The organism is Streptomyces nigrescens (genome assembly GCF_027626975.1).
Classification (GTDB): Bacteria; Actinomycetota; Actinomycetes; order Streptomycetales; family Streptomycetaceae; genus Streptomyces; species Streptomyces nigrescens.
In genome coordinates, this window is sequence record NZ_CP114203.1 from 344,672 (window position 1) to 358,173 (window position 13,502).

General features: G+C 69.3%; 13 protein-coding genes. 4 read left to right on the forward strand and 9 right to left on the reverse strand.

The window, feature by feature from the left end:
* Positions 1-148: 148 nt before the first annotated feature.
* From STRNI_RS01635 to STRNI_RS01660, 6 genes are all read right to left on the reverse strand, one after another.
* Positions 149-1,306 (reverse strand): dTDP-dihydrostreptose--streptidine-6-phosphate dihydrostreptosyltransferase, encoded by a 1,158-nt coding sequence (locus STRNI_RS01635; protein WP_159483598.1) that lies wholly within the window; start codon positions 1,304-1,306, stop codon positions 149-151.
* A 229-nt stretch (positions 1,307-1,535) separates the two neighbouring features.
* Complete coding sequence (locus tag STRNI_RS01640) at positions 1,536-2,135, reverse strand: streptomycin biosynthesis protein strG (protein WP_018093201.1); 600 nt, start codon at positions 2,133-2,135, stop codon at positions 1,536-1,538.
* An 8-nt stretch (positions 2,136-2,143) separates the two neighbouring features.
* Complete coding sequence (locus tag STRNI_RS01645) at positions 2,144-2,989, reverse strand: glycosyltransferase (RefSeq protein WP_026170278.1); 846 nt, start codon at positions 2,987-2,989, stop codon at positions 2,144-2,146.
* Between the two features lie 78 nt (positions 2,990-3,067).
* The gene (locus STRNI_RS01650; protein ID WP_018093203.1) at positions 3,068-4,114 is read right to left on the reverse strand and encodes an inosamine-phosphate amidinotransferase; all 1,047 of its coding nucleotides are present in this window, start codon (positions 4,112-4,114) and stop codon (positions 3,068-3,070) included.
* A gap of 683 nt (positions 4,115-4,797) precedes the next feature.
* A complete protein-coding gene (locus STRNI_RS01655) occupies positions 4,798-5,721 on the reverse strand; it encodes an APH(6)-I family aminoglycoside O-phosphotransferase (RefSeq protein ID WP_277410347.1) in 924 nt (307 codons plus the stop codon).
* Positions 5,722-5,805: 84 nt separating this feature from the next.
* Positions 5,806-6,975 (reverse strand): ParB/RepB/Spo0J family partition protein, encoded by a 1,170-nt coding sequence (locus STRNI_RS01660; protein ID WP_078518826.1) that lies wholly within the window; start codon positions 6,973-6,975, stop codon positions 5,806-5,808.
* A gap of 407 nt (positions 6,976-7,382) precedes the next feature.
* On the opposite strand from STRNI_RS01660, the gene STRNI_RS01665 reads away from it, so the two are divergent.
* The 3 genes from STRNI_RS01665 to rfbD all read left to right on the forward strand — a co-directional run bounded on the left by STRNI_RS01665 (position 7,383) and on the right by rfbD (position 10,530).
* Entirely contained in the window at positions 7,383-8,450 is a 1,068-nt protein-coding gene (locus STRNI_RS01665; protein WP_018093206.1) for a glucose-1-phosphate thymidylyltransferase, read from the forward strand.
* A gap of 113 nt (positions 8,451-8,563) precedes the next feature.
* Complete coding sequence (gene rfbB / locus STRNI_RS01670) at positions 8,564-9,553, forward strand: dTDP-glucose 4,6-dehydratase (protein ID WP_277410348.1); 990 nt, start codon at positions 8,564-8,566, stop codon at positions 9,551-9,553.
* A 62-nt stretch (positions 9,554-9,615) separates the two neighbouring features.
* Complete coding sequence (gene rfbD, locus STRNI_RS01675; RefSeq protein ID WP_026170279.1) at positions 9,616-10,530, forward strand: dTDP-4-dehydrorhamnose reductase; 915 nt, start codon at positions 9,616-9,618, stop codon at positions 10,528-10,530.
* A 96-nt stretch (positions 10,531-10,626) separates the two neighbouring features.
* Here the strand turns inward: rfbD and STRNI_RS01680 are convergent, their stop codons facing one another.
* The 3 genes from STRNI_RS01680 to STRNI_RS01690 all read right to left on the reverse strand — a co-directional run bounded on the left by STRNI_RS01680 (position 10,627) and on the right by STRNI_RS01690 (position 12,549).
* The gene (locus STRNI_RS01680) at positions 10,627-11,229 is read right to left on the reverse strand and encodes a dTDP-4-dehydrorhamnose 3,5-epimerase family protein (protein ID WP_277410349.1); all 603 of its coding nucleotides are present in this window, start codon (positions 11,227-11,229) and stop codon (positions 10,627-10,629) included.
* Between the two features lie 103 nt (positions 11,230-11,332).
* Positions 11,333-11,521, reverse strand: coding sequence for a hypothetical protein (locus tag STRNI_RS01685; protein ID WP_018093210.1), 189 nt, complete (start codon positions 11,519-11,521; stop codon positions 11,333-11,335).
* Positions 11,522-11,637: 116 nt separating this feature from the next.
* A complete protein-coding gene (locus STRNI_RS01690) occupies positions 11,638-12,549 on the reverse strand; it encodes a phosphotransferase (RefSeq protein WP_229838483.1) in 912 nt (303 codons plus the stop codon).
* 132 nt (positions 12,550-12,681) lie between these two features.
* Here STRNI_RS01690 and STRNI_RS01695 point away from each other — a divergent pair, with 132 nt between their 5' ends.
* Positions 12,682-13,458, forward strand: a complete 777-nt coding sequence (locus tag STRNI_RS01695; protein ID WP_159488672.1) for an inositol monophosphatase family protein — start codon at positions 12,682-12,684, stop codon at positions 13,456-13,458.
* Positions 13,459-13,502 lie beyond the last annotated feature (44 nt).

Below are 13,502 nucleotides of genomic sequence, written 5' to 3' on the forward strand. Positions count from 1 at the left end.
GGGATGAGGTCGTCCGGCGGTGCGTGACGGCCGGGCCCGGGTCCGGCTGTCGCAGTGCGGTTGCCATGCGGTGTGTGGTGGATCGTGCGTGGGTGGTGCGGTGCGTTGGGGTTGTCCCAGCGGTCCGGGCGGCGGGGTTGTCGGGTCGTCAGCTGAGGACGGCGGCCCACCGGGGGTCGGCCACGTCCACTCCGGAGGAGATGAGCTTGGTGCGCAGCTCGTCGCGCAGCTGGGCCAGGTCCACTTTGGACTGGCGCAGATTCGCGGTGAGCCGGGTGCTGCGGGTCCGGTAGCTCGAGGGGGTGTCCGGCCGCTTGTTGAAGTCCTCCAGCAGCAGCGCGTCGATATGCGCAGACCAGGGCAGTTCATGGATGCCGGCGGCGATCTCACTGGGGCGCAGCCGGTGCCAGTACGAGATGCCGCCCGCGTGGACCATCTGCGGGGCGAAGACCTTGGTGCCGGGGAACCTGTGGAAGTGGGAGATCCGTAGCCCCGCCGCGAGCGCCATCAGCTGATAGAGCATCAGGCCGTCGAAGACGACGCGGATCACCTCGTTTCCGTTTTGGAGGTGGTGGTAGCGCTCGTGGCTGCGTACCTCGCGGCCGTCGTCGAGTACGTCCACCAGTCCGCCTTGGGGGAACGGCAGTTGCGGGCCCTCCAGGGTCATCACGCGGGCCAGTGCCTGTTCATGGTGCGGTTCGATGAGCCGCACCATGGCTGCGTCGATCTCCTTTTCCGGGCCGGGAGGGATGTAGGAGTAGGCGGCGGGGGTGACGGGGCCGCCGATGGCGCGCTCGATATCGGGACGTACCCGCGGATCGAGGGCAAGGAGCGGCGGTGCGGCCAGTGGGATCGGACCGTAGCTGAGCGGGCCGCTGGCAGCCACGCCCGGCTCCAGGCCGTCTGTGCAGCGGTCGAACCAGTCGGTGTCGGTGACGAAGCAGTCGACGTCGACGATGCCGAACGGCTGGTCCAGGTTGCGCAGCAGGAACTCGAAGATCTCGTGGCTGCCGACCCGGTCGTCCATGTCGAAGGCGGGCAGCTTGCCGGTCATGTGGTCCCGTAACGCTGTCTCCTGCGCGTTCAGTCCGGAGCAGATGAACACGCAGTTCAGCGGCTCGGGGACGAATCGCAGGAAGTGGTGGAGAACGTGCAGCAGCCCGGATGAGAAGAAGCAGAACCACGCGGGGCGGTCTGCCGGCAGGCCCGTCAGGAATTGTTGGAATCGGTTGTCTAGGTGCAGCAAGGGTTCGTCGGACTGTCGGTCGCCCAGGGGCTTCTTGGTCGGATCGGAGGTCATCATCATGTCGAGGCCGTTTCCGTGCTAGCCGCCGTGTCGCCAGGGTCGTGGCTGTTCTTTGTGGCTCGCCCGCTGTGCCGCGCGTTCTTCGGGAGCTTTCCCGGGTTCTTCCCTCGGTGTTTTCGGCGTGCTTTCGGGTGTGCAGTCGCGCGGGCCTGGTGGGCCGGGTGCCGGCACGCGGGCGGCGGGGCGGTCGCGCCGCGCCGCCCGTCGTGGCGCGGGCGCCGGCCGGGATTCAGACGGTGTCCCAGTACTCGCCGAGCAGGAAGGGCAGTCCGTAGGACACCGACTTCCTGTCGTTGGGCCGGTAGGCGGCCCGTGGCAGGGTCCGGAAGTCGATGCTGACCCGGCTGATCTCGGTGTCGTTGACGACGTTTCCGTGCCAGGAGTTCGCGCCGTCGAACACGATGACCTCGCCGTACTCGGCGTGCACCGGCTCCTTGTCGATCCACAACGTGTTGTTGCCGAATGCCCGGGTGAGCGGGACCCAGTAGTTGACCTCGGCGGAGTCGTGCCCGAAGTCACGGTCACGGTGCCAGGAGCCCACGGCGACGGAGTTACGCAGGTGCACCCGGAAAGTGGGGATGCGCTGGAGGTAGACGTCGTCGGCCGTGTCGCCGAGCAGGTGCCGTACCAGCGTGCGGTACGCGGGCGAGATGACGTCGACGTTGTCGTAGAACCGCTTGTGATAGGGCGTGCTCTGATCGGTCTCCCGGGTGGCGAGCCACTCGCTGGCTGCCAGACCCTCCAGGTCGTCCACGTCCATCACCTCGCGCACGAGGTCGGCGAGGGGGAACTTGGCCACGTCATAGCGCAGCCGTGTGTATGTCGTCATGTGTCTCCTCACACCAGCATGCGGCCACGCAGGCGCTTGCACCGCCGATACCAGCCGCCGACCAGCTCGTCGATCACCGGGTCGCCCGTCTCCCCGTCGCTGACCTGGTGGCTCCGGCCGGCTGCGCGCATCGCCAGCCGTCGGGCGGCGAGCCGCAGCGGGACGGTGGGGATGGTGAGGCGCTCCAGATGGTTGCCCAGTCGCTCCAGCGGGCTGAGGTCGAAGTACTCGCGCTGCCAGCGCAGTTCGTTGTGGCGCCAGTCCTTCAGACCGTTGAAGCCGCGGCCGTCGTTGTGGTGCATGACGTCCTGCAGGTCCTGGACCAGCACGCGTTTGCCGGCGGCGCGCACCAGGGTGGCGAGGATGACGCCGAGCCCCTCGAAGCCGCGGTAGTGCCCCTCGGGGAAGCGGATGTTCTCGATGGTCCAGCGGTTCACACACAGGATGACGTCGTCCACGGCGTGTACCTCGTAGCGGTCCGAGCCGTAGTCGTGCACCTTGTCGTAGTCGGTGACCCGGCCGCGCCTGGTCTCCTTCTCGTTCCACCAGGCCAGCGACACGGTGTCGGAGCCGCCGACCGAGCCGAGCATGCCCACGGAGTCGTCCTCGAACACCGCCTGTGCCACTTCGGCCGGGTTCTTCCGCAGCTCGACGTCGTCGTGAAGCATCACGAGGCCGGTGATGTCGGAGTTGGCGGCCGCCTGGTCGAACATGGCGTTGTACGCCGAGAACAGCGAACGCTGATTGCGCATGGTGAACACCGGGCTGCCCGGTGTCCGGACGCGCTCGATACCCGGCAGACACGAGCGCTCGAACAATGTGCTCGGGCCGACGCAAACGCCGTAACCTATCACGATGGACAACCTCCCGTAATGGTTGTGGACTTGGACGGGACTGCGCGGCGGCTGCAGGCTGTCGCGCGGCGAGGCCCGTCAGAACTGGTAGGTCTGCAGGGTGCCGGTGCGCCGGACATCGAGCGTGGCGCAGTGGAAGCCGCCGCCGAGGGTGCGCGAGTGGGTCAGCTGGAGCGGCAGCACGTTCATCCCGTGCTTCTCCAGCAGCTTGATCAGCTCGGTCTGCCGGCGGTCCACCACGGCCAGGTCGGGCCGGACCACCAGCAGGTTCATGCCGATCCACACCGAGCAGTGCGGCTTGTCGCCGGTGAAGCCGATGTCCACCAACTCGGGGCAGGTGATGGTCTTCCACGAACGCAGGAAGTCGGGCATGTTCCGGTCGTTCACCCGCGAGGGGTTGATCAGTACGAGGCCGGGCCGCAGCGGCACGATGGTGGAGTCCACGTGGGTGGAGGCGTACAGCCTGCGGCACGGGTGCACGGTGTAGGTGTCGCCGACCGCCGACTGCAGCCACTTGGCGCCGAGTTCGTTGCCGCTGTCGGATACCAGGTACAGCAGGTCGGTGCCGAAGCGCAGGATGTTGGCGGCGTCGAAGACCGGCTCCATGTCGGTCAGTCGCTCACCCGCCGGGGCGTGCGGGGCGTAGGAGGCGTCGGCCAGTTGCGGCTTGGGCGCGGCCAGCCAGCGGGAGCCGCTGTCGAAGTACTCCCGCAGGATGTCCTTGTAGGCGAGCGACTCAAGGGAGCGGGCTCGCAACGCCATCGGGGTCTCGATGATGGTCTGTCCGATGGCCAGCAGACCGTCGCGCGGGCAGTAATCGTGGAACCCGTCCGTCTCCCAGTCCGGGGTCTTGATCAGGGCTGCGTTGTCGCGGGCCCGGGGCCGGCGGACCGTGACCCCGAGCTTGGTCAGCTCCTCCGCCAGTACGTGGAGTTCCTCCTCGGTCTCCTTGACCACCCGGTCGGGGTAGGCGCCGGAGGGTATCTGGTCCTGGCTGTCGTAATCCCCCGCGTACTCCACGGCGAAGACGCTGCGGTCGGCGGTGGGTACCCGGGCACCCACGGCTGTGCCGATGATGATCTCCTCCAGCGGGTCCCATTCGTTGTGCACGTTGACAAGGCTCATGGTTCTCCTTATGTGAGTAGGCCGTGACATCGACGGAAGGGGCGCTACAGCGGGCCGGCCGTGACGCCTGTCGCCCGGCTCGGTGCGTGCAGCGGCGGACACGTCCGCCGCTGCACGCGGGCACGACGGGTACGGGGCCGGATGTGCCGTCCGCCGCGAAGGCACTCGGCAGGCTCGCGGTGTACGACGGGGCGGTGCGGGCACCGAGCACCGGGCGTACCGGACGGGTGCTCGGTGCGGCGCGGCGGATCCCGGTGCGCTCACTGGAATCCGACGGCCTGGACCACACAAGGGACAGGAACGGCAGGACGACGCCAGTGGGCTGCAAGGGCGCCGGTCCTGGACCGGCGCACTGCACGGATCTCCGGTTCGACGCTGCGGACCTGTGTCGTCCCGGGCCGCCGGAGTCCCGGCCGGACGGTGGAGGTACGGGACGGGATCTTCGGTGCTTCGTCGTTCCCTGTTCCCCGGACCCGCTGAAGGCTAGCAGCGCTGCCTCGCTCCCCGCACCGTCTGTCGTCGCGGTCAACCGCGCCACCAGCGCTTTCACGCCGGTCGCCGGCTGCCCTGGAGGATTACGGCGCCGGGGACGGTGTCAGAACCGTTCGACTGCGTGCGGTGGACAGTCGAACGCCCTCGGACGGGCCGTACGGGGCGGCTCTGCAGGGGGTATGTGCCATGCGTCAGCGCTCCAACAGCGCGTCAGCCACAGCGATCTGGGACGGGTCGATCGTGGTCCGCCCGTCCTCGATGTCCCAGAGTGTGTTCTGCAGCAGCCGGCCCAAGGTCCAGCCGGTCGCGCGCCCACGGTCCAGCTCCAGCGCCTCGGTCAGCAGATCGAAGCGCCGCCGGACCACCCGCAGGGCGTCACCGGTCGCGGCAATCTGCTCCCAGCCGGTGTCCAGGGCGGGCCACAGGTCGAAACCCGGGTCACCGACCAGTGGTTCGGGGTCAATGGCCAGCCACGGTTCGCGCTCCGCGGCCAGCACGTTGTCGTAGTGCAGGTCCCAGTGCAGCATCCGGTCACCGGGCTCACCGGCCAGCTCGTCGACGGCCGACGCCCACCTGTGCAGACGCTGCCGGTCGGTCGGGGCCGTCAACGAGGTGACGGCCTGCGGCACCTCCTTCAGCATGTCGCCCGCGATGTCACCGAGGCCGCGCAGCCCCCCGGGCACCGGGACGGAGTGCAGCCGGGCCAACAGCTCGGCCAGGATGCGCATGGCCACGTCGTCGTCCTCGACGGACGCCAGGGTGCGCGCCCCGTCCAGGCGTTCCAGCAGCATGGTGCTGCTCACCGGGTCATGATCGAGCAGCCGCACCATGCCGTTCCCGTTCCAGGTGCGAAGCCCGATCAGCGCGGCGGTTGTCTCCTCCCGGGGCCTTTGGAGCTTGAGCACGGCCCGGGTGCCGTCCACGCGCAGCACCGGCACCACGAGCGAGGCCTCACCGGAGCTGATACCGCCGTCCCGCGTCAGTTCCCAGCGGTCGAGGAACTCCGTGACCAGTGCGGGCAGCCCGGCGATCCAGGCCTGTTCCTCTTCACCACCATTCCTCGTGTACGACCGGGCCAGGGCCTCGGGGACGTCGATTCTTTCCGACGGACTCATGGGGTTTTCCTTCATGGAGTGGAGTTTCCCGCCGCGACCGGCCGCCGGGACCCGAACGGGCCCGGCCGGCGAGGCCGGGCGGCCTTACCAGGGTCGGGCGGCCTTGCCGAGCTCGTGCAGGGTCCGCTCGTCCGGCCGCGCGGCCGGGACATCGACGGCACGCCTCAGGCCCGATCGCAGAGCGGCATGGTGCGGTGGCTTGTCGGCGTCGTGCAGGGCCTGACCGTCCATCTCGTCGGCGTCAGCCTGTCCCAGTTGCTCTGCCACCCGCTGCCAGATCTCGGCGCAGCCGCGGGCGAGTTCAGCGATGACCTGGACACGGTGCGGTGGCACATTGCCCAGCAGCCGGTCCCATTCCTGGCTGCGCACGGCCACCACGTTGAGCCAGCGCAGCAGCACCCGGCCGTCCTCGGTGAGCCGCACGGACGGGTCGCGGCTGAGGTGACGCAGCATCATGGCGCGTGACGGCCCGTTCACCTCGGCCCGGTCGGCACGGACCCGTGATTGTTGGGCGGCCATCGGCTGCCCCTGCTCGCGGCCGCGTTCAGGCAGCGGGCTCTCGCCGTGACGCAGCCGCTTGCGGACGTCGGAGGCGGTACTCAGGGACACCCCGGCCTGTGCGGCGATCTGGCGCAGCGATGCCGAGGGGTTCTCCTGGATCAGACGTCCTGCCAGCTTTCGCCCCTCGGTGGGGTCCAGGGGCCGGGCCCGCCCGTCGCGGCCGATGCGCACGTTCGACTGCGGATGCCCAGCAGTCGAACAGGACCGCAGGGTTCTGACCGTCTTCGCCGAGAGTCCGGTTGCCAGTCCGATGGCCCGGTCGGACCAGAGCGGATGACTGTCGAGGACACGGGTCGCCGCGGCCTTGCGGTCGTCGAGGGAGAGCGGCAGGCCGTGGGTGATGTTGGATTTCACCGCGAAGACGAATGCCTCCTTCTCCTCGCCCTCGAAGTACCGGACCGCGATCTCGGTGGCACCGCGGAGTTCGGTGGCTCGCAGCCTGTGCATGCCGTCGATGACGCGCTTCGTGGAAGACATCACCACAATGGGTGGAAGTTCTGCTTCGGATTCCGCGAGAGTACGGATGTGCTCGGCGTCCTCACCGGTGCTTCGTGGGGAATCTGATGGCAGCAGCGAACCGATCGGCACCATGATCACGTCCGACAATTTCAAGTTGCCCTCGTCCGATCCTCCCGGGCACTCCATTGGCCGCTCGAGGGCTTTAACGGGACTATTACCTAAATTGGGCTCCATTACCTACCCTTCGGTCATCAGACATTCATGGCAGCACAGAGCGGTTCCTTAACATTTTCACCTGTCATATGCTTAGCATCCATGAACGCTTAAGTAAAGCGGCTGAAAAGCGATCCTAAAAACAGAATGGGTGTCCGGTTCTGCGCCGCCGACACGGGGGCGGAACGGCAGGAGAGGCCGTGCCGGGCGAGGCCGTGAAGCCGGCTGCGCCCATCGGCGCCCCTTTCCGGCCACTGCGGACAATCAATCGACCGTCGAGGCCTCACCCTTCATAAACGAACGGATCGACCGCGCGGCGGGAACGCGCCACACACCGGCCGGATGACTTCCACCGCCGGCCTGCGGCGCGGCCATCCTTCCCCGGCAGCCCGACGCCTCGTGTTTCCGAGACCACCAGGGAGAACGACATGAAAGCGCTTGTATTAGCAGGCGGCGCGGGCACTCGCCTCAGGCCCATCACGCACACGTCCGCAAAGCAACTGGTCCCGGTCGCCAACAAACCCGTCCTGTTCTATGGACTGGAGGCGATAGCCGCAGCCGGCATCACCGATGTCGGTATCGTCGTCGGCGATACTTTCGGCGAAATCAGCGAGGCCGTTGGGGACGGCTCGAAATTCGGTCTCGACGTGAGCTACATCCCGCAGCCGAAACCACTGGGACTCGCACACGCCGTGCTGGTCGCCCGCGATTTTCTGGGCGAGGACGACTTCATCATGTATCTCGGCGACAACTTCGTGGTGGGCGGCATCGAGGGCCCCATACGGGAGTTCCGCGCCGTCCGACCGGACGCGCACCTGCTGCTCACCCATGTGTCCGACCCCCGGTCCTTCGGCGTTGCCGAACTGGGCGCGTCGGGCCGGGTGCGCGGGCTGGAGGAGAAGCCCACCCACCCAAAGAGCGACCTCGCCCTGGTCGGGGTGTACCTCTTCTCCCCCGCGATCCACGAGGCCGTGCGGGCCGTCAAGCCTTCCTGGCGTGGGGAGCTGGAGATCACCGACGCGGTGCAGTGGCTGATCGACGCCGGTCGGGACGTGAGCTCCACACGGATCACCGGCTATTGGAAGGACACCGGCAATGTGGCCGACATGCTGGAGGTGAACCGACTCGTGCTGGAGACCGTCGAGCCGCGCTGCGACGGCCTGGTGGACGAGCACAGCGACCTGATCGGCCGGGTCCGGATCGAGGAGGGCGCCGAGGTGCGCAACTCCCGTGTGGTGGGCCCCGCGGTGATCGGTGCGGGCGCGGTCGTGACCGGCTCCTACGTGGGGCCGTTCACCTCCATCGCCGAGGAGTGCCTCGTCGAGGACAGCGAGGTCGAGTTCTCCATCGTGCTGCGCGGCGCCTCGATCTGCGGGGTGCGGCGTATCGAAGCGTCGCTCATCGGCCGGCACGTGCGGGTGACATCCGCGCCGCCGGTGCCGTACGCCCATCGGCTGGTGCTCGGCGACCACAGCAAAGCGCAGATCTCCTCATGATGTCCCTCGCCCCGGACCGTCCTGCCCCAGCCGCCTCGCCTGCGTCCGTCGCCCCGTCCACAGCGCCTGTCTGTTCCCCGACCCGTTCCGACCGGAAAGCGGAGCCCGTTGCCATGACCACACACCTGCTCGTCACCGGAGGGGCCGGTTTCATCGGTTCCCGCTACGTCCGCGCCTTGCTGGGCCCCGACGGGCCGCCCGACGTGGTGGTGACCGTCCTTGACGCCCTGACCTACGCGGGCAACCCGGCCAATCTGTCCGTCGTGCGCGACCACCCCCGGTTCCGGTTCGTCCAGGGCGACATCTGCGACGCGGCTGTGGTTGACCGGGTGATGGCCGACCAGGACCAGGTCGTGCACTTCGCCGCCGAGTCCCATGTGGACCGCTCACTGCTCGACGCCTCCGCCTTTGTGCAGACCAATGTGCACGGCACCCAGACCCTGCTGGACGCGGCTCGGCGGCACGGGGTGGCGCCCTTCGTCCAGGTGTCGACCGACGAGGTCTACGGGTCCATCGAGCACGGCTCGTGGACCGAGGACGAACCGCTACGGCCCAGCAGCCCCTACTCCGCGTCCAAGGCATCGGCCGAGCTGCTCTCTCTGGCCCACCACGTCAGCCACGGACTCGACGTGCGGGTGACCCGCTGCTCCAACAACTACGGTCCGCACCAGTTCCCGGAGAAGCTCATCCCCCGGTTCATCACCCTGCTGATGGACGGGCACCGGGTACCGCTGTACGGGGACGGACTGCACGTGCGGGAATGGCTGCATGTCGACGACCATGTACGGGGCATCGAGGCGGTCCGCACCCGCGGCCGGACCGGTCGTGTGTACAACATCGGAGGGGGCGCCGCTCTGAGCAACAAGGAGTTGGTGGGACTGCTGCTGGAAGCGTGCGGTGCCGACTGGAGCAGCGTGGAGCAGGTCGAGGACCGCAAGGGACACGACCGGCGTTACTCGGTGGACTCCACCCGGATCCAACGGGAGCTGGACTTCGTGCCGACCACCGGCCTGGCCGACGGGCTGGCCGCCACCGTCGCCTGGTACCGCGCGCACCGCTCCTGGTGGGAACCGCTGCTCACGGCCGGCTCGCTGCCCGCCTGAACGGAGCGTCCCCGTCCCGTCCGCCGCCCGACGCCCGGCACGCACCCTCGGAGACCGACACCATGTCCCCGTACCCTCGCCCGCGTTGGCTCGTCACCGGTGCGTCCGGCATGCTGGGGCGCGAGCTCACCTCCCTGCTGGTCCGTCGGGGAGCCGCGGTGACCGCACTCGGCCGCGGCGCCCTGGACCTCACGAACGACGCGGCCGTGCGGTCCGCCCTGGCGCGCCACCGGCCGGCGGTGGTGGTCAATTGCGCGGCGTGGACCGCGGTCGACGCGGCAGAGTCGGAGCCGTCCCGGGCCATGGCGGTCAACGGCGACGGGCCGCGTCATCTGGCGCAGGCATGCCGAGCCCTGGGCGCCGTACTTCTCCAGTTGTCGACCGACTACGTGTTCGCCGGGTCAGCCGGGCGGCCGTACCGGGAAGACGACCCCACCGGTCCGCGCACGGTGTACGGCTGCACCAAGCGGGCCGGGGAGCGGGCGGTGCTGGACATCCTTCCGGAGGCCGGTTACGTGGTCCGCACGGCGTGGTTGTACGGGGCGGGCGGGCCCAACTTCGTGGCCACGATGATCCGGCTCGAGGCCGAGCAGGACACCGTGCCGGTCGTGGACGACCAGCACGGCCAGCCGACATGGACCGCAGACCTCGCCGACCGGTTGGCGGCGCTGGGCTCGGCGGCGCTGGCAGGAACGGCGCCGGCCGGGATCTACCACGCGACCAACACGGGCGGCACCACCTGGTACACGCTGGCCCGGGAGACGTTCCGGCTGCTGGGCGCCGACCCCGGCCGGGTCCGGCCCACCACCAGCCTGGCGCTGGCCAGGCCGGCCACCCGGCCCGGGTACAGCGTGCTGGACCAGCCCCGCTGGCGGGAGGCGGGGCTCGAGCCGTTGCGGAACTGGCACACCGCCCTGGCGGAGGCGTTCCCCACACTCTGTGAGGCCGTCGGCCGTCCGGTGCCCCGGCTGCGGTGACCTGCCGGCCCGTGTGCCGGGGAACACCACCTGTACCAGGACCACGCATACAGAGGCCCACCGTGAGAGTCCACGGTGGGCCGTTTCGCCGGGTGCTCAGACCATGTGCCGCTCGCGCAGGAAGCGGTGGAAGGCGGCGCATTCGTCGTAGGACGGCAGCAGGCCACGCCGCTCCATCTCCTTGATGCCCGGGGCCTGTTGGTCCTTCTTGGAGAGCACCGGCTCGATGTGCTCGGGCCAGGCGATGGCGAGGTCCGGGTCGAGCGGGTGCACCCCGTGCTCCCGCCCGGAGGCGTAGCCCTGCGAGGTGAGGTAGACGACGACGGCGTCGTCGGTGAGGGCCATGAAGGAGTGACCGAGCCCCGCCTCGACGTACAGGCTGCGGTGCGGGTCGTCGAGTCGGACGGCCTCCCAGGAGCGGTACGTGGGCGAGCCGGTCCGGATGTCCACCACCACGTCCAGCACGGCGCCGCTGAGACAGGTGACGTACTTGGCCTGGCCGGGCGGGACCTGGGCGAAGTGCACCCCCCGCAGCACTCCTTGCCGCGAGACGGACCGGTTGACCTGGGCGACCCCGGGTTCGTAGCCGAGCGCAGCGCTCAGCGACCGGCCGCTGTACAGCTCCTGGAACTCGCCCCGGTCGTCGGCGAACGCACGGGTTTCCGACAGCCAGGCGCCCTTCACACTGAGCGGACGCATTTGCGCCTCCTCTCACCATGGTTCAGTCGATGCGTGTCGGCATCGTCGGTGGCTGCGGGGCTCCACGGCCACCGACGACGTGGGGACGGCGGGACCGTCGAGCTCAGAAGCGGTAGGACTCCAGGCTCCGGTCCTGCGGATGACGGGGTGATGCCGTGGAAGCGCCCGCGAGCATCCGGGAGCGGGTCAGCCGCAGCGGCAGCACGACCACGCCGCGCCGCGCCGGCACCCGCATCAGCTGTCGTCGTCGGTCCTCGAGGACCGGGCCCGGCCGGAGAACCAGCTGGCTCATCCCGATCCAGGACGAGGGTGGAGTACGGGTCCCTTACGTTGTGGACGCTGACCAGGCTCACGGCTGACCTTTCGGTACGAGGTGGTCACGGGAAGGGTGCCGCGGGGTAGGCGGGTTCAGGCCTGCGGGAGGTAGCGCGCCAGCCGGCCCCACATGGCATCGTCGTCGGCGTCTCCGGTGTGGGGGCCGGTGAACCGGGTGGCGTACTCGGCGACCTCAGCGAGCGTCCAGCGGAGTTCGTAGAACCGCAGGAACGCCGGGCGGCCCTGGGGGGCGGTGCCGAACACCCGGGTCAGGGCGGCCCAGTCGCGCTCCGGCGGGGCCCACATTGCCCCGCCCCAGTCGATGATGTCCACGCCCTGTCCGAACAGGACGTTGGTCAAGCTGGGGTCGCCATGTGTCAGCGCGGGGCGTTCACCACGCCACCGCGCGGTGCACCGGTCGGCCACCCGGGCGGCCTCCTCGCGCAGCGCGGTGAGGTGACCCCACCGCCGGGCCACCAGGTCGGCCAGCAAGCCGCCGTAGGGTCCGCACTGGGCGGCGGCGCCGTTCAGCGCGGCCTGCAGCGCCTTGTCGAGGTCGTTGTCGAAGGGGAACCGGAAGTCCTCGGTAGGCAGCTCGACTGGCCGGGAGGCGGGCGGTTCAAATGTGTGCACCTCATGCAACTGACGTATCAGCAGGTCGAGCTGGCCGGGGGTGGGGGGTGCGGAGGAGGCGGTGGCACGCTCGATGTAGGGGAACGTCACGACGGGGAAGTCCGCGATCCGGTGGACCACCCGTCCGTCGTGCCCGGCGAGCGGGGCCAGGACGAACTCCTTCCCGCTCTCGCGCAGCAGCAGCGGCACTTCGTACGCCCCGGGGAAATGGCCGTCCAGGTCGCGGCGGATGCTGATCCACAGCGGTCCGCAGCGGTATGACCAGCTGTCCTCGCCGAGTGGGAAGAACTCCAGCTCGGGCAATTCTCGGCCGCTCGGGAAGAAATTCTGGAAGTTTTCCTCGACAAGCCGGAGAAGGCTCCGGCGTTCCACCAACGTATTCTCCAAGAGCATGCCAGAGACTAACACCGTGGACGACCATGAGGCTTTTCTCGGAAAGGCGTTCAACTGACTGCCGGGCACATGCGGGACAACCGCCGGGCAACGGCCCACGGATATGGTGGGCTGATGGCTGATGACAGTGATGTGCGCCTCGCGCACCGACTGGCGGAAATGGCTGGCGAATTGGCGCTGGGATTCTTTGGACGGCAGCCGACCACGCGGCGCAAGAGCGACGGAAGCCCGGTCAGCGAGGCAGATCTCGCCGTGGAGAAAGCCATGTTGGCGGTACTGGCGGCGGAACGGCCCGGGGACGCGGTGCTGAGCGAGGAGAGCGGCGCGCTCGGGACCGTGTCCCGGCGCCGTTGGATCCTGGATCCTATCGACGGCACGATCCCCTTCCTGGCCGGAGAGCGCGGGTGGGGTACCCATGTGGCCCTGGAGGTCGATGGGGAGCTGCGGGCCGCCGTGCTGAGCCGGCCCACCGAGGGTGCCAAGTGGTGGGCGGTTCGGGGTGGGGGCGCGTTCGCGTCCACCGGCGGCGGTCCGCTGTCGGCGGCGCGTGCGCTACGCATACCGGAGGCGGGCGTGCCGCTGCGGACGGCCCGGGTGGGTGGCTTCCTGATGCCGGACTCCCCCGTCGAGCCGGTGCGCGACCGGATGCGCTGGATCGAGTCCTCGGTGTGCCTGGTCGCCGATCTGCTGGAGGGCCGTGCCGACGCGGTGGTCGACGAGGGCGGCCATGTCTGGGACCGGGCGCCGGGCGCCCTGCTGGTGCGGGAGGCCGGTGGTCGGGTTGACGACCTGCGAGGGGGCAGCCGGCTGGACGGGCGCTGGCTGGTGTACGCGGCGGACGGGGTCGCGGACGAACTGACCGGGCTGCTGCATGATGCGGGTGCGTGACGGCTTGGGTGGTGCCGGTGCCAGGCCGGCACCACCGGAGTGCG